Source organism: Ornithinibacillus gellani (assembly GCF_003730295.1).
GTDB lineage: Bacteria > Bacillota > Bacilli > Bacillales > Amphibacillaceae > Ornithinibacillus_A > Ornithinibacillus_A gellani.
In genome coordinates this window covers 1-18068 of sequence record NZ_QTSZ01000019.1, presented here as the reverse complement: position 1 = coordinate 18068, position 18068 = coordinate 1, and the positions used below count along the sequence as shown (strand labels likewise).

General features: G+C 38.6%; 21 protein-coding genes and 2 rRNA genes. 7 read left to right on the top strand and 16 right to left on the bottom strand.

The window, feature by feature from the left end; genetic code table 11:
* Nucleotides 1-85 precede the first annotated feature (85 nt).
* Genes ytpR through DX933_RS06370 form a run of 4 tightly spaced genes read right to left on the bottom strand, consistent with a single transcriptional unit; the run spans nt 86 to nt 2423 of the window.
* The gene (gene ytpR / locus DX933_RS06385) at nt 86-694 is read right to left on the bottom strand and encodes a YtpR family tRNA-binding protein (RefSeq protein ID WP_123315660.1); all 609 of its coding nucleotides are present in this window, start codon (nt 692-694) and stop codon (nt 86-88) included.
* A gap of 15 nt (nt 695-709) precedes the next feature.
* Nucleotides 710-1513, bottom strand: coding sequence for a DUF1444 domain-containing protein (locus DX933_RS06380; RefSeq protein ID WP_123315679.1), 804 nt, complete (start codon nt 1511-1513; stop codon nt 710-712).
* Nucleotides 1514-1532: 19 nt separating this feature from the next.
* Nucleotides 1533-1859 (bottom strand): thioredoxin family protein, encoded by a 327-nt coding sequence (locus tag DX933_RS06375; RefSeq protein ID WP_123315659.1) that lies wholly within the window; start codon nt 1857-1859, stop codon nt 1533-1535.
* Between the two features lie 27 nt (nt 1860-1886).
* On the bottom strand, nt 1887-2423 hold the full coding sequence (locus DX933_RS06370; RefSeq protein WP_123315658.1) for a hypothetical protein: 537 nt from the start codon (nt 2421-2423) through the stop codon (nt 1887-1889).
* Nucleotides 2424-2596: 173 nt separating this feature from the next.
* On the opposite strand from DX933_RS06370, the gene DX933_RS06365 reads away from it, so the two are divergent.
* Both DX933_RS06365 and DX933_RS06360 read left to right on the top strand, forming a co-directional pair.
* On the top strand, nt 2597-3037 hold the full coding sequence (locus tag DX933_RS06365) for a YtoQ family protein (RefSeq protein WP_123315657.1): 441 nt from the start codon (nt 2597-2599) through the stop codon (nt 3035-3037).
* A gap of 640 nt (nt 3038-3677) precedes the next feature.
* The gene (locus tag DX933_RS06360; RefSeq protein ID WP_123315656.1) at nt 3678-3863 is read left to right on the top strand and encodes a hypothetical protein; all 186 of its coding nucleotides are present in this window, start codon (nt 3678-3680) and stop codon (nt 3861-3863) included.
* Between the two features lie 163 nt (nt 3864-4026).
* On the opposite strand, the gene DX933_RS06355 is transcribed toward DX933_RS06360, so the two are convergent.
* Both DX933_RS06355 and DX933_RS06350 read right to left on the bottom strand, forming a co-directional pair.
* Entirely contained in the window at nt 4027-4542 is a 516-nt protein-coding gene (locus tag DX933_RS06355) for a DUF84 family protein (RefSeq protein WP_223805892.1), read from the bottom strand.
* Nucleotides 4543-4564: 22 nt separating this feature from the next.
* Nucleotides 4565-5632 carry a M42 family metallopeptidase gene (locus tag DX933_RS06350; protein WP_123315654.1) on the bottom strand — a complete coding sequence of 356 codons (1068 nt, stop codon included), beginning with the start codon at nt 5630-5632 and terminating at the stop codon, nt 4565-4567.
* A gap of 171 nt (nt 5633-5803) precedes the next feature.
* Here DX933_RS06350 and DX933_RS06345 point away from each other — a divergent pair, with 171 nt between their 5' ends.
* Nucleotides 5804-6118, top strand: a complete 315-nt coding sequence (locus tag DX933_RS06345) for a PepSY domain-containing protein (protein WP_123315653.1) — start codon at nt 5804-5806, stop codon at nt 6116-6118.
* Nucleotides 6119-6192: 74 nt separating this feature from the next.
* Here DX933_RS06345 and DX933_RS06340 read toward each other — a convergent pair whose 3' ends face one another.
* The gene (locus tag DX933_RS06340; protein ID WP_190279432.1) at nt 6193-7047 is read right to left on the bottom strand and encodes a YtnP family quorum-quenching lactonase; all 855 of its coding nucleotides are present in this window, start codon (nt 7045-7047) and stop codon (nt 6193-6195) included.
* 318 nt (nt 7048-7365) lie between these two features.
* Nucleotides 7366-8010 carry a tRNA (guanosine(46)-N7)-methyltransferase TrmB gene (gene trmB / locus DX933_RS06335; RefSeq protein WP_123315652.1) on the bottom strand — a complete coding sequence of 215 codons (645 nt, stop codon included), beginning with the start codon at nt 8008-8010 and terminating at the stop codon, nt 7366-7368.
* Nucleotides 8011-8108: 98 nt separating this feature from the next.
* Between trmB and DX933_RS06330 the strand changes: the two genes are divergently transcribed.
* Nucleotides 8109-8405, top strand: coding sequence for a YtzH-like family protein (locus tag DX933_RS06330; protein ID WP_123315651.1), 297 nt, complete (start codon nt 8109-8111; stop codon nt 8403-8405).
* On the opposite strand, the gene DX933_RS06325 is transcribed toward DX933_RS06330, so the two are convergent.
* From DX933_RS06325 to DX933_RS06300, 6 genes are all read right to left on the bottom strand, one after another.
* A complete protein-coding gene (locus DX933_RS06325) occupies nt 8383-9198 on the bottom strand; it encodes a phosphotransferase family protein (RefSeq protein ID WP_123315650.1) in 816 nt (271 codons plus the stop codon). The genes DX933_RS06330 and DX933_RS06325 overlap by 23 nt on opposite strands.
* Nucleotides 9199-9342: 144 nt before the next feature.
* Nucleotides 9343-10266 carry a diacylglycerol/lipid kinase family protein gene (locus DX933_RS06320; RefSeq protein WP_123315649.1) on the bottom strand — a complete coding sequence of 308 codons (924 nt, stop codon included), beginning with the start codon at nt 10264-10266 and terminating at the stop codon, nt 9343-9345.
* A 3-nt stretch (nt 10267-10269) separates the two neighbouring features.
* Nucleotides 10270-11184, bottom strand: coding sequence for an NERD domain-containing protein (locus tag DX933_RS06315; RefSeq protein WP_123315648.1), 915 nt, complete (start codon nt 11182-11184; stop codon nt 10270-10272).
* Nucleotides 11168-11752: an RNA 2',3'-cyclic phosphodiesterase gene (thpR, locus tag DX933_RS06310; RefSeq protein WP_190279431.1), complete on the bottom strand. Its 585-nt coding sequence runs from the start codon at nt 11750-11752 to the stop codon at nt 11168-11170. The genes DX933_RS06315 and thpR overlap by 17 nt, the downstream gene beginning before the upstream one ends.
* 17 nt (nt 11753-11769) lie before the next feature.
* Nucleotides 11770-12483 (bottom strand): pseudouridine synthase, encoded by a 714-nt coding sequence (locus DX933_RS06305; protein WP_123315646.1) that lies wholly within the window; start codon nt 12481-12483, stop codon nt 11770-11772.
* 1 nt (nt 12484) lies between these two features.
* Nucleotides 12485-14107, bottom strand: a complete 1623-nt coding sequence (locus tag DX933_RS06300) for a putative polysaccharide biosynthesis protein (RefSeq protein ID WP_123315645.1) — start codon at nt 14105-14107, stop codon at nt 12485-12487.
* 476 nt (nt 14108-14583) lie between these two features.
* Between DX933_RS06300 and DX933_RS06290 the strand changes: the two genes are divergently transcribed.
* The 3 genes from DX933_RS06290 to DX933_RS06280 all read left to right on the top strand — a co-directional run bounded on the left by DX933_RS06290 (nt 14584) and on the right by DX933_RS06280 (nt 17590).
* Nucleotides 14584-15840, top strand: a complete 1257-nt coding sequence (locus tag DX933_RS06290; RefSeq protein WP_123315643.1) for a BaiN/RdsA family NAD(P)/FAD-dependent oxidoreductase — start codon at nt 14584-14586, stop codon at nt 15838-15840.
* Nucleotides 15841-15915: 75 nt separating this feature from the next.
* Nucleotides 15916-16101: a hypothetical protein gene (locus DX933_RS06285; protein ID WP_123315642.1), complete on the top strand. Its 186-nt coding sequence runs from the start codon at nt 15916-15918 to the stop codon at nt 16099-16101.
* A gap of 313 nt (nt 16102-16414) precedes the next feature.
* Nucleotides 16415-17590 (top strand): dicarboxylate/amino acid:cation symporter, encoded by a 1176-nt coding sequence (locus DX933_RS06280; protein ID WP_123315641.1) that lies wholly within the window; start codon nt 16415-16417, stop codon nt 17588-17590.
* A 100-nt stretch (nt 17591-17690) separates the two neighbouring features.
* Here the strand turns inward: DX933_RS06280 and rrf are convergent.
* Nucleotides 17691-17806: ribosomal RNA gene (gene rrf, locus DX933_RS06275) — 5S ribosomal RNA — on the bottom strand.
* Nucleotides 17807-17896: 90 nt separating this feature from the next.
* Nucleotides 17897-18068, bottom strand: a 23S ribosomal RNA gene (locus DX933_RS06270); the annotation flags it as partial.

Genomic DNA, 18068 nt, shown 5'->3' with positions numbered 1-18068 from the left:
TTTAACATTTATGCAGTTGTTTGGACAATTTTAAAGCAACCCATGCATGTATACACAGGTTGCTCCAACAAATGAAAAACCAACATTAAAATTCAAATGCTTGTCCAACAGTAAAGGATTCCTCCAAAACATAAATTCCTTTTTCTTCTGGTGCATTCGGTAAATTTAGTTCTTTTTGTGAGCATATCATACCATTCGAAGGTACCCCTCTTAAAGTTGACGGTTTAATACGCAATCCACTTGGCATTACAGCACCAATTTTTGCAACGACTACTTTTTGACCGGCATCGATATTCGGTGCACCGCATACAATTTGTAACGGCGCTTCTTCTCCAACATCCACTTGACAAACGCTTAGTTTATCAGCATTTTCATGTGGAGATTTCTCCAACACATAACCAACAACAAATTTAGGTGATAAATCAAAATCCAAAGCATCGTTCAGCTGGTTGTCTTCAAACACTTGCTTAATCTGTGTAAGCATTGGTTCTGTTAAAGTTATTTTTCCATTTCCAGCCACATCTACGTACTTGGATGCGTCAAATATATTATAGCCTAACACTTTACCATCAGTTGCACTGCTCATTTTAGCGACTGGACCAAAAGTTTCGACCTTTACCTGCTCGCGATCGCCCTCAGCAAGTGGTACGAGCAGGACATCTCCTACCCCATTTGCATTATAAAATACATCCATCTTCTACACTTCCTTTTATTCTTCTCGTTTATTTTTAGCCAAAATAAATATTGGTGTCAATGCCTTGTTCTCATAGACAAAAGCTAAGGAAGTAATAGGGATTCTTCCTTCCGCAAAAAATTTCATCGTCATCTGTGCTAGAATATCATAACCTGTTTTATTGCGTATGTCAGCTAAAATAAGCACATCCTGATGTGGTACTGCTATTGCAAGCTCTCCAGCTGCCTTTTCATTCATTTCTGCTAAAAAGGCATCATTTAAAATCCGGCTCGCATCATAACCATCCTGTGTTGCAATAAAGTAAAAGTCATTATCAGCTACTGTATCTTGTTTATAATCATATGGAAGCGATCGGATATTAAAGGTCGCAATTTCATCCACATGTTCTAAAGACCAGCCAACGTTTTCCAGCATCTTTTCATCCACCAAACGATAGGATTTTCCTAGATCGATGGCATAAAAAACGCGTGTTTCTGCAGTATGTTCTTTATAAATAAGCTTTTTTCCCGCTTTTGTTTCCATGGGAAAGGATGTAGAACGAATAACAGGGAAAATATACTTTTCCATTCCGTCGAGTTTATGTTCTTCGTTCATGATTCGCATGGATTCCTGTATGTGCTCCACGATATCCGTAATTGCTTCATCACCTGATTGATTATATTTTGCCACAATGCTTGGAAGTGTGACTGTAACTCCTTGCTTCGTTTCTTTCCATTCAATTCGTAGTGTATCTTTATCCCGATTATAAGAGGTTCGATATCCCGCGTGCTTTAATCTTTCCTCTAATATTTGTTTCATTTTAATGGTTGTCATTTTCATTGCCATTGCCATGTCTCCCTCATGATTGATTTGACAGGCTGTCTAGAAAATCAGTTATTTCTTCTTTCGATTTTCGAAGCTTGCTTACGAATCTGCCAATTTCCTTTCCATCTTGAAATGCAATAAAGCTCGGAATGCCAAACACGTCATGTTCTTGACACACTTCTATAAAATCATCCCGGTCTACGGAGATGAACTTATATGTTGTATATTGCTCCTCCAACTCTGGTAGAAATGGTTCTATGACACGACAGTCTGGACACCAGTCCGCAGTGAACATCAAAATCACCGGCTGTTTACTTTGTTGTAATTGTTCTAATTGATCTAAAGATTGTAATGCTTCCATCTCATTCTCTCCTATCTCATGTATCGTTTATTTTGTCTGTGTTGGTTTATTTTGAATGGTTTGGGCGATTTGCAGCATGTGGAGTGCATCTTTTTTTAAATGTCGTTGTTTTGTGTAAGTTGTCAACTTTACGCCACCAACACCTATCTGTAATTCATATGAATTTTTCCTGTCTTGATCAGACATGATTCGAATGTAACCAAACACATCTTCTGTTGAAAAGGACTCATAAAGCAAAGCACTTGAATCCTTCGCTGCTTGATAATAAACCATGCTTGTTGGCCCTTCTAAAGCATTATAAAATACAATGAAGGTCTGACCTGCATCGTTTGTTAAGATAATATTATTAGCATCTTCCTCTTCTACAACCAGCTCGTCTGGAAGATAAAAAGAATATTCCTCGCCTTGATAATTCGATTGTAAAGCATTTGGTTGTTCAAACGCCTGCTCCATTGCATCTTTTGTTTTTTCAATCACCTGTTCTTCGGTTTCCATAGAACGAATGGTGAGAAAAACAATCGCAGCCAAAGCTAAAAGAATAGATATTACGGTTGATACTTTCAAATGGTTTCCCCCTATACCAACACTAGTGAATCGAACTTTATCTTACTACAATTAGATACAAAATTAAAGGAATCCATTTCTAAATCATGGTTCTTACAAATAGGATTAATGGAGCATACGGTAAGTCTTTGCTAGAATAGAAGCAAATGATAACATTTTAGGAGGAGATTGTTGTGGAATTAACCGTTTATTTAGCAGGTCAAATTCATGATGATTGGCGGGAACAGGTTAAACAGATAGCCAAAGATAAAAACTTAGCCCTTCACTTTGTAGCCCCGCAAACAAATCATGATCTTTCTGATGATATAGGGGAGCATATTTTAGGAGAGCAGCCAAGCGCCTATTATAAGGATGATGCTGCTTCAAGCATCAATAACTTTCGTACACAAGTACTCATGCAAAAGTCAGATGTTGTAATTGCACTTTTTGGAGAAAAATATAAGCAATGGAATACGGCGATGGATGCAAGTGCCGCTATTACAATGAACAAGCCAACAATTATTGTCCGTCCGCCATCACTAATCCATCCGTTAAAGGAGCTTTCCAATAAGGCCAATGTCACTGTAGAAACCGTGGAACAAGCCGTTGATGTTCTAGCATATATTTTTAAATAATTGGTTGCAGGGATAAAGTGAAACTTCAATCAGTGGGTTTTTTGCTCTTTACCCACTGATTGTTAGTTGAACCAATCAGGCCTTTACTGGCTGTTGATCCCCCACTTACCATTCTTATTATCAACAAAATTCTTTGTGGGGGGCTTAAAACCAGTTAATCTGTGATAAAGTGAAACTTCAATCAGTGGGTTTTTTGCTCTTTACCCACTGATTGTTAGTTGAACCAATCAGGCCTTTACTGGCTGTTGATCCCCCACTTACCATTCTTATTATCAACAAAATTCTTTGTGGGAGGCTTACAGCCAGTTAATCTGTGATAAAGTGAAACTTCAATCAGTGGGAGTTTTCGCACTTTCTCCACTGATTGTTAGTTGAACCAATCAGGCCTTTACTGGCTGTTGACCCCCACTTACCATTCTTATTATCAACAAAATTCTTTGTGGGGGGCTTACAGCCAGTTAATCTGTGATAAAGTGAAACTTCAATCAGTGGGAGTTTTCGCACTTTCTCCACTGATTGTTAGTTGAACCAATCAGGCCTTTACTGGCTGTTGACCCCCACTTACAATTCTTGTTATCAACAAAAATATTGATGTAGGGTCTTACAGCCAGTTAATCTGTGATAAAGGAGGATTGGTTGAATGAGCAAACCTCAAAGACAGACCATTTACATTGGGATCATCGCGCTTATTTTTTTCTTCGTATTGTCACTTGTAACAGACCAATGGGGATTTTTCTTGTGGAGTCTATTGTTGGTTCCTTTGGTTTCATCTGCAGCAATAACAAATAAACATTTTAAAAAGACAAATGATACCATTAATAATTAAGTAGCCTTGGATAAGGCTAACAAATTGCTTCGGTACACTAATTTAAACAATAGATATACAATTCTTATTTCCTCACGATTCTGCTGTAGGGAGACGCTGCATAACGGAAAAATGAAAGTTAACAAGGTGTTAAAGTTGAAGAATTTAAAAAGGATGTCCGAATTTAATCGGTACATCCTTTTTTTGTATATTCCCATTGGCCTTTTAACAGCAATAATACATGCGCAAACATTTCCTGTCTGGAAACGAGCTGATTGGTAAAAATACCTATCGCACCCTCTTTATGACGGACGCCATGCTGTTGTACATATTCATCCATCACATCGCCGAGCTCTGTACCTTGTTGAAGCGCTACAGCTACCTCAGCAGGTAACTTAATCCGAGCTCCTGATGCCGTATAGACTTCTTCATTTTCTGTAGCAATCGCACCCCAGTTGCATAGATACAGACCGTCCGGCATTTCCATTACGCCACCTTCCAGTCCTATGCCGATGGCGCCAGTTGTTTGCTTCACACTGTACAACGCACGATTGATCGCTCCAGTTTTCGTCTCTTCATCGGAAAATGGTTGTGCAGATACATCAGATGGTGCATCAACTACTGAACAAAAAGCGTCAGGAAATACTAGTTGTACAGCCTTTCGTTTGGCTGGGTTTTGTGTTCCAATGACAATCTTCACTGCCATTCCTCCTCATGACTGATTAGCTGTTTTTGCGAATGGCATCTACTGTTTGCTGATCCGTTGTCTGAACGAGCTTTACAAGCAATTCTTTTGCAGCTTGATAATCATCCACATGAATGATAGAGGAAGATGTATGAATATAACGTGAGCAAATACCGATCACAGCTGAAGGTACACCTTCATTCGCAATATGAACCTGTCCGGCATCTGTTCCACCTTGAGAAATAAAGTATTGATAAGGAATTTGATTTGATTCTGCAGTATCCAAAATAAATTCGCGCATTCCTTTATGTGTAATCATCGAGCGATCGAAAATCCGCAATAATGCACCTTTACCTAGCTGACCAAATTCTTTTTTATCACCAGACATATCATTTGCCGGAGAAGCATCCAATGCATAAAAAATATCTGGCTGAATCATATGTGCGGCTACTCTAGCACCTCGTAGTCCAACTTCTTCCTGTACGGTAGCGCCAGCATACAGTTCATTCGGTACTTCCTTCCCCTGCAACTCTTTTAATAGCTCAATTGCTAATCCACAACCATAACGATTATCCCAAGCTTTTGCCAATATTTTTTTAGAATTGGCCATTGGTGTAAATGGGCAGATTGGCAAGATGGATTGCCCTGGCTTAATTCCAATATTTTCTGCATCTGCACGGTCATCTGCACCAATATCAATAAGCATATGTTTAATTTCCATCGGTTTTTTCCGTTGTTCATCTGTTAAGTTATGTGGCGGTATAGAACCGATAACACCTGTAACCGGGCCATTATCCGTCATAATTTGTACACGTTGTGCTAGTAATACTTGATTCCACCAGCCTCCTAATGGTTGAAAACGAAGCATCCCATTATCCGTAATTTGGGTAACCATGAAACCAACTTCATCCATGTGTCCCGCAACCATAACACGAGGTCCTGTACCTTTTTTGACACCAAAGATTCCTCCAAGGTTGTCTTGAATCAGTTCATCCGCATACTTTTCTAATTCACCACGCATAAATGAACGTACCAAATGCTCATTACCAGGTGCGCCTTGTAATTCTGTCAATGTTTTAAATAATTCTAGTGTTTCCTGATTCATTTTCTCCATTCACCCTCTATTCTATGTAATATACCAAGTATATCGAAACTGACCAATGCTTTCCACAATCGAAACGTTAAAATATTTTCTATTTTTATTTTAATACGGTATACTAAGGAATGAATATTAAACAACATCTACTAAATCACTTTTGCAAGAGGTGAAATGAAAATGAGCAAAAAAAAGGTAATTCTCGCAGCTGGACTAGGTGTAGCGGCTGGTTTCGTCATTAAACAACAGTTGGACCAGTATCAAACCATTACACCGGAAAAGGCATTGAACAATGCTAAGGAAACCTTTAAGAAAAAAGGTCCAATTAGTGGTTCTTGGATTTATATGAAGCCGGAAGAAGTTGAGAAAAACGGTCTCTTATACCATGCCTATCGTGGTGGCATCACCCGGAATATAGACGGGGAAAATAAACAATATGAATTTTATGTAGACGTCGATACCGGTGCAGTCATCGGTTCGGTGCAAACTGCATAAAATAATATGGCAAGTATCTGAATAAAAACGTACAAACCAGCCCGAATCACGGGCTGGTTTTGCATGTCCACCGTTTATTTGTATTCATAGCGTTCTCTCTTTAGCACCTGCTTCCTATCTCCATTCTCATCCAGTTGCATCGCTCGATAGTATGCATCATGATAGAAGGTGTACCATGCATGCTTATCACAACCGTACTTCATCCATTTTTCTTTTTCATGCACGGAAGTAACAGGATAATCATCATAAGCTAAAGCCCAAAGCTTATTTTGGTGCCCATTTGTCGGCATCAGATCCGCCATATGAATAAAACAGTGTTCTCCTTCTTCAAATATAATAATTGCATGGCCATCTGAATGGCCACCAGTATGGATCATTTTCAAACCTGGGAGAATTTCTATCGTTTCTTCAAAGGTTTTAACTTGATTTACAATCGGTTTCCAATTCATTTCCCAGTACGTATTCACGGAGCGAATATTAGGATGTTGTATTTCATGCCATTCTATTTTAGAAGTATAAATAGTCGCTTGCCGAAAAATGGATTGATATTCCTCACCATTTTTTTCAGTTAATCCACAAGCATGATCAAAATGTAAATGCGTCATCAAGATAATATCAATATCATCAGGTGTTAATCCCAACTGCTTCAATGACTTGCGTACATGGGATTGCTCCAATACACCAAAATTACGTAATTGTTTCTCTGTAAGCTTATCATTACCCATCCCTGAATCAATCAGGATTTGTTTTCCATCCAGTTGTAATAGGATTGGATCTGTACGTAATTCAATTCGGTTTTTATCATCGTGTGGATATTTCCTGCTCCATAGTGCCTTTGGAACAACTCCAAACATCGCTCCACCATCTAATAAGTTAACACCACCACGCAACCATGTTAGTTTGGCGCGTCCAATTTGTAAGGTTTCCAAGTGCAATCCCCTCTCTATATCTATTAGCGATACCTTAAAACTAGTCTAACGGAAAAACAATATAACTTGCAAACGGTTTCACTTCTCGTAAATTCCATAAATCGAAAGTTCCTAACAGAATATATGCCTGGTATCCTTTGTTAGACAATCTTATCCATGATCCTTAGGGCTGCCGCTAATTAGCATGACGTTACCTGGCGCTATGCCAATTTTCACAGTAAAAAAGCATCACCACATTCCATTTTGAGAATGTTGGTGGTGCTTTTAGTTCAGACGTGACCATCTATCGAAATAACCGAAGATATGCCGTCTTTCTTTTTATTCTTTTGGAAATCTTGCCCTACAGCGATATATTCGCTGCCCTTTGGAAGAGAACTTTTCCTCATATTCTGTCATCACATTAGTAGGATCTTGTAGGGCATGTAAATCTACATTCGCTTCTTCCAGCTTCAGTCCAAATTGAGAAAAACTTACCAAGGAGTATTCAAATAAGCCTTGATTATCCGTTTTGAGCGTTATATGACCACTAGGCTCCAATATATGCTGATACTGATCTAAAAAACGAGCGTAGGTTAAACGACGCTTTTCATGTCTATTTTTTGGCCAAGGGTCGGAAAAATTTAAATATATCATTGCAATTTCATGATCTGCAAAAATATCTCGGATATCAATGGCATTGATATGTAAGAGACGAATATTAGAAAGTTCGGAGTCTAGTATTTTCTGACCTGCTGTTACAATAACGCTTTTCGCAAGCTCAATTCCAATAAAGTTGACATCCGGATACTGTTTTCCCATGCCAACTAAAAATTGTCCTTTACCTGTACCAATTTCAATATGAATCGGGTTCGCATTACCAAATAATGATTGCCATTTCCCTTTCAGTTCAGCAGGATTTGGAATGATTAACTGCTGATGTTCAGCAAGAAAATCATCTGCCCATGGCTTATGACGTTGACGCAATTTAAATTCCCTCATTTCTTTACACTACGCTTTACCTATTAGCGCCTCATGCATAAAATCAATTTTAGAAGTAAAAACTATTGCAGGAGGTGAAAGTTATGACATTAACTGTTGAACATCAGTTGGAATTATTGCATGATATTTTAGACGACCATCTGAGTGAATCAGATGGGAATGTCTCTGAATATATGCAAATTAAACGAATTGTAAAAACAATCATGGCTACCAATCAACTTGCCCATTCTACCCTTGTCCAACAGCTTCCTGATATATACCAATATGGATTACAGGGAGAATCAGCTGTTAATTTACAGGAATTAATCCAGACCAATGAGCAACAAATTATGAATTGGAAGACCGCTATTCAACAAGCTAGTCCAAAATATTATTTCTAATCCCTTCCACTAATGCTTCCAGATGCATGGAGGATTCATCAAATTTCACATCTTCCATGCGTTCCTTGTGGAAGGACATATAATGAAGGGTATCTAATACTAAATACCAGTACATTCGTTCATGCAAATAGGCTTCATTAGCAATACCATATTTAAGTAGCCATTCCTGCCAATTTTCCTTAGGTATATAAGATTGCAGTACCAAGCCATAATCGATTACCGGATCTGTAATCATCGCATTTTCCCAATCAATCAGAAACAGTTTACCATGATCTGTTAACAGTAAATTATTATGATTTAAATCGCAATGACAAACAACCTGTCGTTGATTTTCTGTCACATAAAGTAGTTTTTCCAAGTAATTTAGCGCCTGCTTCACCGTGTGATGCTCACTTAAGGATGCTTGTTCTAAACGACTTTTGATTACTTGTAGACGATTTTCTGAGGAATTTGGCTTTTTACCCAGTCGCTTTAGCATATCTAATAGCTCTGTAGACTGGTGGATTTTTCTTAATAAATGTGCAACCTGCTGATGCTGCATTTCCTCTGGTTGCAATTCTCTGGCGTCCAGCCATTCCTGTGCAGTTATGACATCACCATTTTCTAGCCTTTTTGTCCAAACAAGCTTTGGAACAATTCCTTCTGCAGAAAGCACCGCTAAAAATGGAGAAGAATTGCGTTTCAGAAATAAACGGCGCTGCCCCTTCTCAGCAATATATGCATCGCCTGTCAGTCCGCCTGCTGGAGTTATATTCCATTCTTTGCTAAGTACTTTTTGAAACCAATCCACCATACATTCCTCTAATCCTGTTGTAATAAAATAATATAAAAATAAAGACGATGCCTTCAATGGATTCTATCTATTAAAAAACCACAAAAAAAGACATATAATTAGATTAACGAAAAACGACTTGATTTGCAAGATAATACCTATTTTCTACGACTTTCCACCTAAAATTTGAATACTGGAAAGATTTTTTTGTATCGAGGCTATCTGACAATATCCAGTTTGACCATCCACTTGGTAACAGACTGGCTTATCCGCATATATCGTAAACGTTGAACCCTGATCCAACTCTACTTCTTTAAACCCAACATGTTTGCCTGTAAATACAGTGATAAATACCATTAGTATTTTCCACTTAGATAGCTGGTGGATCATAAGCACTGGCAGTACTTTTGGTTGAATCACAGCATTTGGGATGATCTTCATGCCGCCTCCATAATAAGGATGATTGGCAAAAGTAATCATCCAACAATCGTGTATGACCCTTTTCTTACCGTCTTGTTCCCATTCCATCGTAAATGGCTTAAAACGAAATATAACCTGTATAAGTGCAAACACATAAATAAACGAGCCAAGATGCATTCGATTGAACCATTTTTTCATGCGGGACTGATTTGCTTTCCTAGCAATTTCAGCATCAAACCCAATCCCAATACTATTGACAAAATCCCGCTCTACCTGACCATCAATGGAATAATGACCTAGCCAATAAGCTAACAGGTTTTTCCCAGTAATAAACTGTTCTAACATGTCCAGTGGTTTACCTGCTAAATGGCAACCGCGGGCAAAATCATTCCCGGATCCTCCCGGTATAAAGCCAAGTGGAATTTGCTTGATCTGAAGCCCGTTTATTACCTCATGCATCGTACCATCTCCTCCGATAACAATGATGGCTTGATAGCGGTCCTGATCCAGTTCAGTCATAGACCTGGCAATTTCTTCAGCATGTCCTGCATATTCGGTCAACCGACATGTCTTTTCTATATGTTGATATAGCTTGCTCGCCTTCAATTCAGAAAAAATCCGATTTCCCTTCCCATTTCCCGCAATTGGATTGACGATGAATAAGTACACGCCCTACTCCTCGTCTACATATGTGAATGTTGCATCCTCTTCCCATTCTGGGCGCTTCACCGATGTTGTCAGGCAGTGTTTTAATAACCGCTCTGCTACTTTTAATTGACTACTTTTTAATGGGGAATCAAGGGCGCGCTTTTCTTTAAACCATTTCGCATGATCGCGTTTACCAATACAACTTGTATGATAAGGAGTATGCTGAAGCAGGATATGATTGGTACGAGATAGTACGGTTTTACGAATTGGAAAGTCCGGCATCGTCTGTTGTAGTATCCCCTTAACAATGGTTTCTGTTCGTTTTAAGGCGATAACAGGGCTGACTATTTTGGACTGTGACTTCCCTTCGTCAATCACCCATGCACGTTCATCCTCGCAAATAATGGTTGCGTAATCTGGCGCTTCTAATAGATAAATAATTTCCATTCCAATCGGACTAATCATCACAATTTCTGCTTCCATAGGTGCATGTTTAATACTAAAGATCGGATGGTACATAATTAAATAATTATCTGGAAATCGTTGTAAAAAATATTTTAATACAGGATCTTTATGATAACTTCGCTTAAAATAGGAAACATCCGAAACGGTTGAAGAAGCCCATTTTAATTGAAAAGCGTATAAATCATCTAAAAACTGCTGCTTCAATTCTTCCTCTGTTTGCAGGGGGTTATCCATGTTGATTTCGCCATCGGTCGCGCTTGAGACCGCATTCCTTTTTAGCTTTGACAAAAGCTTTTGAATTGGTGATAATGATTCTCCCCATTCTATCGATTCATATGTTGGTATTTTTTCCTGCCAAGCATCCAATAGCTTTTTCCAATTGTCCTGCTTCAATCGAATAAATTGACTGGGATAACGATATATATCCCATTCATATCTGGAAATACAATCTTCCAGCTTAATTAATTGTGCCATGTGAACTCCCTCCACGAAGTCGATAGCGTTGTACAAGTTGATATTTCACTTTTTCCTGGGGTTGGACGCGATACACATCAAAGGAATCAACAACCAATTGCATATAATCATTTACAAACGGTGCAGACAGCTCAGTTGTATCCACTTCCACATCTCCCTCTTTCCACTTTTTTGCAATGGTAATATGAGGTTTATATGCACGATCTTCCTTAGGAAAACCAGCCTGCGCACATGCCTTGTCAATTAGGTGATGCAAATGCAACAACGGCTGGGACGATTCGACTCCACACCACATTACACGTGGCCTTCGTTGATTACCAAAGAAGCCTAATGATCCAATCGATAAAGAGAAAGAAGATGTATCAACTTGAATCAGCTCCTTATCCAGTTGAAACCATTTTTCAGCCGTCATTGCTCCTAAAAATTTCAATGTGATATGAAAATCCTTTGGGTCTGGCCATTGTTTCATCTGCACCCGTTCCTGCAAAGGAACTTGCCACGCTGATAACCACTCTCTCTGTGACACATCTAATGGAATAGCGATAAAATAATGTGGTGATCTTTCCAAATCATTTCCCCCTTTTCTTATCTGGATAAACAGTACGATAATTCGTCTTCTGTTAACTCTCGATAAGCGCCCATCGGTAATTCAGGATCAAGTACCAATTCTCCCATTTGTAGTCTTTTCAGATAAACAACTTCCTTGCCAACTGCACGCACCATTCGTTTCACTTGGTGGAATTTACCTTCTGTTATGACAATCCGAACCTCTGTTAGACCATTTTGTGAGGTGAGTATTTCTAATGTAGCTGGCTTCGTTTTATAGCCATCATCCAGCAAAACGCCAGCTTGAAATGCATCTATATCAGCTGTCGTCATTTCCCCTTTTACTTTAGCATAATACGTTTTATCAATTTCTTTTTTGGGAGACAATAATTGATGAGCCAGCTTTCCATCATTCGTCATTAGTAAAAGCCCTTCTGTATCTTTGTCCAAACGTCCAACTGGAAAAGGTGAAAAAATCTTCCACTCATCAGCTAATAAATCGATAACTGTTTTTTCCCGTTCATCCACTGTAGCTGAAATATAACCTGGTGGCTTATGAAGCATGAGATAAATAAATTCCCGATATTGAACTAGTTCACCTTGTACCAGTACTTCATCTGTTTCTGGATCAACATGCACGTTTCCGTTACGAACCTTTTTTTGGTTCACCATGACATGGCTTTTTTTCAGCAGTTCTTTTACTTCTTTTCTGCTTCCATAACCCATATGAGACAATAATTTATCTAAACGCATATCATGACCTCCTACGATGAAAAATACGATTCAAGACACGAACCCGGTTTCCTAATACCCGCTCCAGTAAGGTAGACGCGTATGCAAGCCATAGATACACAGCTCCACCAACGATCACACCTATTATAAGCATCGTTAATGCTGCGAATTTTGATTCACTATATGGTAGAAAATAGCCAAATATCCATTTCAATAAGTAAATCACCGCGAACATCACCGTACTAAAAATCAATACGAGTAAAGCTCGTTTTGCAGTCTGCTTATAAGAGAATTGAATGGATACATGGATCCGCCATAAATTCAGTAGTACTGCAATTCCTACCGCTAGTGCTGTACCAAAAATAGCTCCCTTTGCACCAAACATATGGATTAGCTGGATATTTAATAAAATTTTTGCTAACAGTCCAGCAGCTAGACTAACAACTGTAAACCGTTGCTGATTAATTCCTTGTAAAACAGCTGCAGATACTGTAAAGAAAGCAAATAATAATGACACAGGTGCATATAACACAATTAACGGTGCAGTGATATCAATATTTTCCAAAGTAAATAAAGATCCATAAGCTACATCTGCAAGTGCTGCTAAACCAATGGAAGCTGGCAACACAAGGACAATAATAATTTGAAAGGCTTGATTAATTTGTTGAAATAATACAGGTTTATTATTTGTCGTAAATGATTTAGTCAATGCCGGCAAAATAGCTAATGATAATCCAGTCGCAATGGTCACTGGAATTAAAATAATCTTATGACCGTACACATTAATCGTTGAAAAAGTAATTTCCCAAATTTCCCCCAAACCAACCGCAGTCATGGAACGTTCAAAAGTAAATTGGTCTACAAGCTGATAGAGTGAGGTTGCCAAACCAACAATGATAAACGGACCAGCATAGCTTAATAATTCTATAAACAGCTTTTTCATTGGAATATCATAGGTGAATCTTTGATTATTTACATTGCTTAATATAGCCGCTTTTCTTTTTCTCCAATACATCCAAAGTACGACACAGGATGCAAGCGCACCAATTAATGCCGCAAATGTAGCCATACCAACTGCAGTCGCAATAGAGCCATTATATATTTTAATAACGATAAAAGCGCCACTTAATACAAAGGCAATCCGGACAATTTGTTCGACAATCTGAGACACAGCTGTTGGCCCCATTGATTGGTATCCTTGAAAAAACCCTCGAACAATACTCATAGCCGGAATAACTAATAAGGCAAAGCTAACCATGCGAATGACAAACGCTGCTTCTTCCGCTTTTGCGGGCTCATTCGGAATAGAAAGTGCTGCAATCCATCCGCTACTGGCGTATAAGCCTATAAATGCAAGAAAACCCGTCACAGCCATGAGAACCATGCCAGATTTAAATATGCGATACCCTGTTTCATAATCCTCCAGGGAATTATATTTAGAAACAAATTTTGATACAGCTAACGGTACACCTACCGTGGAAATACTTAAGAAAATATTATAAGGAACATAGGCAAAATTATATAATGCTCCCCCCTCATTCCCCACTAATGCAAAAAAAGGAATAACATAGATCATACCAAGAAATTTAGATAGAAAAGTTGCACCGGTCAATAACATGGTGCCTCTTACAATCGTGTTTGACATGCTTTCACCAACGTTTATTTATTTTTGTCCTACAGGCTATTTTATCATATATAGTCCTAAATAAGTAAATGGAATTCGCTTAAGCTTCTTCATTCGTAATCGTATTGCTTCGTAAAAGAATTTCAAAATGATAAAGTGAAACTTCTATCAGGGGGGGTTTGCACTCGCCCCACTGATTTTTAGTTGAACCGATCAGGCCTTTACTGGCTGTTGATCCACCACTTATAATTCCTGTTATCAAAACAAAAATTATTGATATGGGGGCTTACAGCCAGTCAATCTGTGATAAAGTGAAACTTCAATCAGTGGGGCTTTTTGCTCTTCCCCCACTGATTGTTAGTTGAACCAATCAGGCCTTTACTGGCTGTTGATCCACCACTTACAATGCTTGTCATCAACAAAAATTATTGATGTGGGAGCTTACAGCCAGTTAATCTGTGATAAAATACAATGGAATTGAAAGGAATGAATCATTTATGATCTATGATGTTGCCGTCATTGGTGGAGGCCCCTCTGGGCTCATGGCATCCATAGCAGCTGCAGAGGCAGGTGCAAAAACCATACTCATTGAAAAAGGCAAAAAGCTTGGTAAAAAACTGGCTATTTCCGGAGGCGGCCGCTGTAATGTAACCAACAGACTGCCCCAAGACGAAGTGATTAAGCACATACCTGGGAATGGGAAATTTTTATATAGTGCTTTTTCTGTCTATAACAACCATGACATTATAAATTATTTTGAATCGATTGGTGTCGCATTGAAAGAAGAAGATCACGGTAGAATGTTTCCTGTATCTAATTCCGCACAATCTGTTGTCCAAGCACTCGTGGAACAATTAAAAAAACATCGTGTAGAGATTAAGCTCGAAACAGGGGTAGAAGCAATCGATTATGGCCAAGAAGTTCATACTATCATTTTAAAAAATGGCTCAAAAATAACTGCTAAATCAATCATTATAGCTGTTGGTGGAAAGGCAGTTCCTCATACAGGATCGACTGGAGATGGCTATAAATGGGCTAAAACAGCGGGACATACCATTACGACACTTTATCCAACAGAGGTAGCTCTTACATCAAAAGAAGCATTTATCAAAGAAAAGAAACTACAAGGCTTATCCCTAAGAGATATTCAATTATCTGTTCTTAATAAACGTGGTAAACCAATTATTACCCATCAAATGGATATGATTTTTACACATTTCGGTATATCCGGGCCAGCAGTTTTACGCTGTTCACAATTTGCCGTCAAAGAATTTATGCGAGGCAGACAGGAAGTTAGCATGCTATTAGATGTTTGTCCTGAACAGCATGAGGAAGCACTGTTTCAGAAATTAGTGAAAGCAATAAAGGAAGAACCAAAGAAATCCATTAAAAACAATTGGAAAGGAATCGTTCCCGAAAGATTCCTGCTATTTATTTTAAATCAAATTGGAGTAGAGGAAGATCAAAAAGGTGCAACTGTATCCAATGATACAATTCGCCAAGTTTCCCAGTCATTGAAACGATTTATTTTTACAGTAGACGGTTCATTACCTATGGAAAAAGCATTTGTTACTGGTGGTGGTGTCTCATTAAAAGAAATTAAACCTCGTACGATGGAATCCACGCGTATGGAAAGACTTTTCTTCTGTGGTGAAATACTTGATATACACGGTTATACTGGCGGCTATAATATTACATCTGCATTCGTAACCGGGCATGTAGCAGGTAGTAATGCAGCAGCAACTGCCAGATGATGCCATACATGTATTGACCCCTGTGATGCAACCTAATACTGTCTGAGGACAAAAACAGAAAGGGTTGGTTCAATTATGCAGAAGAATGGAATGTGGCTTCCAATCATTGCCTCCGTTGGTGTAGGCGCTGCAACATTTTATACGATGACGAAAAATAATCATAACATTGGACAAACCATCCAAAAAATGGTCCCGCTCGTATCCCAAATGGGTTCGTCTGGCGGGAATACGGAACAGCTCGGACCGCATGGAATGAGCTAACTCAGACAGAAAAAGCACGTCATTTCGACGTGCTTTTTTCATACCTAATCATCTTCGGCCTAAAGTCCCGTTTTTCATTTAATCATCCGATTCTCTATTATTATCATGTATACTGAAGGCATAAAGTACAACTTCAATCCTTGTGGGTTTTCTTCCTTCTCCACGGGTTGTTAGTTGAACAAATCATGGTGTTAGGGTTCATTACCTCCCATCTAAACTATTTTGAATGCTTTTTAATGTAAAGGTGGAGTTTTATGGACTTAAACATCAAGATAAAGAGAATATTCTAAACATCATGTAAGGGGATGAGAAATTGCAAGGATTTAAGTTATTGGCCAAAATAATCATTGCCATCATTTTGGGGATTGCATTGGGTTCTTTTGTACCCGAATGGAGCATCCGGATTTTTGCTACTTTTAATGATCTATTTGGAAGCTTTCTTGGATTTGTGATTCCACTTATTATTCTTGGTTTCATAGCACCAGGAATTGGATCACTTGGTAGAGGTGCCGGCAAGTTACTTGGCATAACTGGAGCTGTTGCTTATTTATCAACGATTGTCGCAGGAATTGTTGCTTTGCTCGTTGCTAAAGGACTTTATCCTATCATGTTAAAAGGACAAAGTGCAGCTGATCTTACGGACCCTAGTGAAGGATTGGTTAGTGGTTATTTAGAATTAGATATCGCACCACCATTAGAAGTGATGACTGCCTTAATTTTAGCATTTGTGATCGGACTTGGTATTGCAGCCATTAAAGGAGATACCCTATTAAATATGATGAACGAATTTCGAGACATCGTTCAACTTGTCATTGAAAAAGTAATTATTCCTTTATTACCATTTCATATTTTTGGGATATTCGCGAATATGACTTTTGCCGGACAAGTAAGTACCATTATTAGTGTATTTGCTAAAGTATTTGCAATGATTTTGGTACTCCATATGCTTTATTTAATATTTTTATACTTAATGGCAGGTACCCTCAGCAGAGAAAATCCATTTGCCATGTTAAAAACTATGTCACCTGCATATTTTACAGCATTAGGAACACAGTCATCAGCCGCAACCATACCCGTAACTTTGGAAAGTGCAAAGAAATTAAAACTGCGCGGAGATGTGGCAGATTTTACCATTCCATTGCTAGCCAATATTCACTTAGCGGGAAGTACGATTACACTCGTAAGTTGTGCATTAGCAGTAATGTTTATACAAGGAGATGTTGCTTCCCTATCTAAAATGATTCCATTTATTCTAGTATTGGCTGTCACCATGATCGCAGCACCAGGAGTGCCAGGTGGCGCAGTTATGGCCGCAATTGGTCTGCTGGAAAGCATGTTGCATTTTGGACCTGCAATGGTTTCACTAATGATTGCTTTATATCTTGCACAGGATAGTATTGGAACAGCATGTAATGTAACCGGTGATGGAGCCATTACATCTATTACAAACTCCATTAGTAAAAGAAAAAATATTACAGAAGAAACGTAAAACATGAACCGACAGAACAGGAAAAGCTCTGTCGGTTTTTTCATTACAAAAGAAAAGAGAGTAAATAACCTATTAGGTTATTTACTCTCTTTTAATAATTGCCCGGCGGCGTCCTACTCTTGCAGAGGCGATGCCTCAACTACCATCGGCGCAGAAAAGCTTAACTACTGTGTTCGGTATGGGAACAGGTGTGACCTCTTCGCTATTGCTGCCAGACATTTTAATTTTAATGAAAATCCATTGTGGAATATAATTTATACCCTGAAAACCAAACAAGCGTAAACAACAATTATCAACCAAAATAAGTTAGTTAAGTCCTCGATCAATTAGTATCCGTCAGCTGCACGTGTCACCACGCTTCCACCTCGGACCTATCAACCTCATCGTCTTTGAGGGATCTTACTCACTTGAAGTGATGGGAAGTCTCATCTTGAGGGGGGCTTCATGCTTAGATGCTTTCAGCACTTATCCTTTCCAC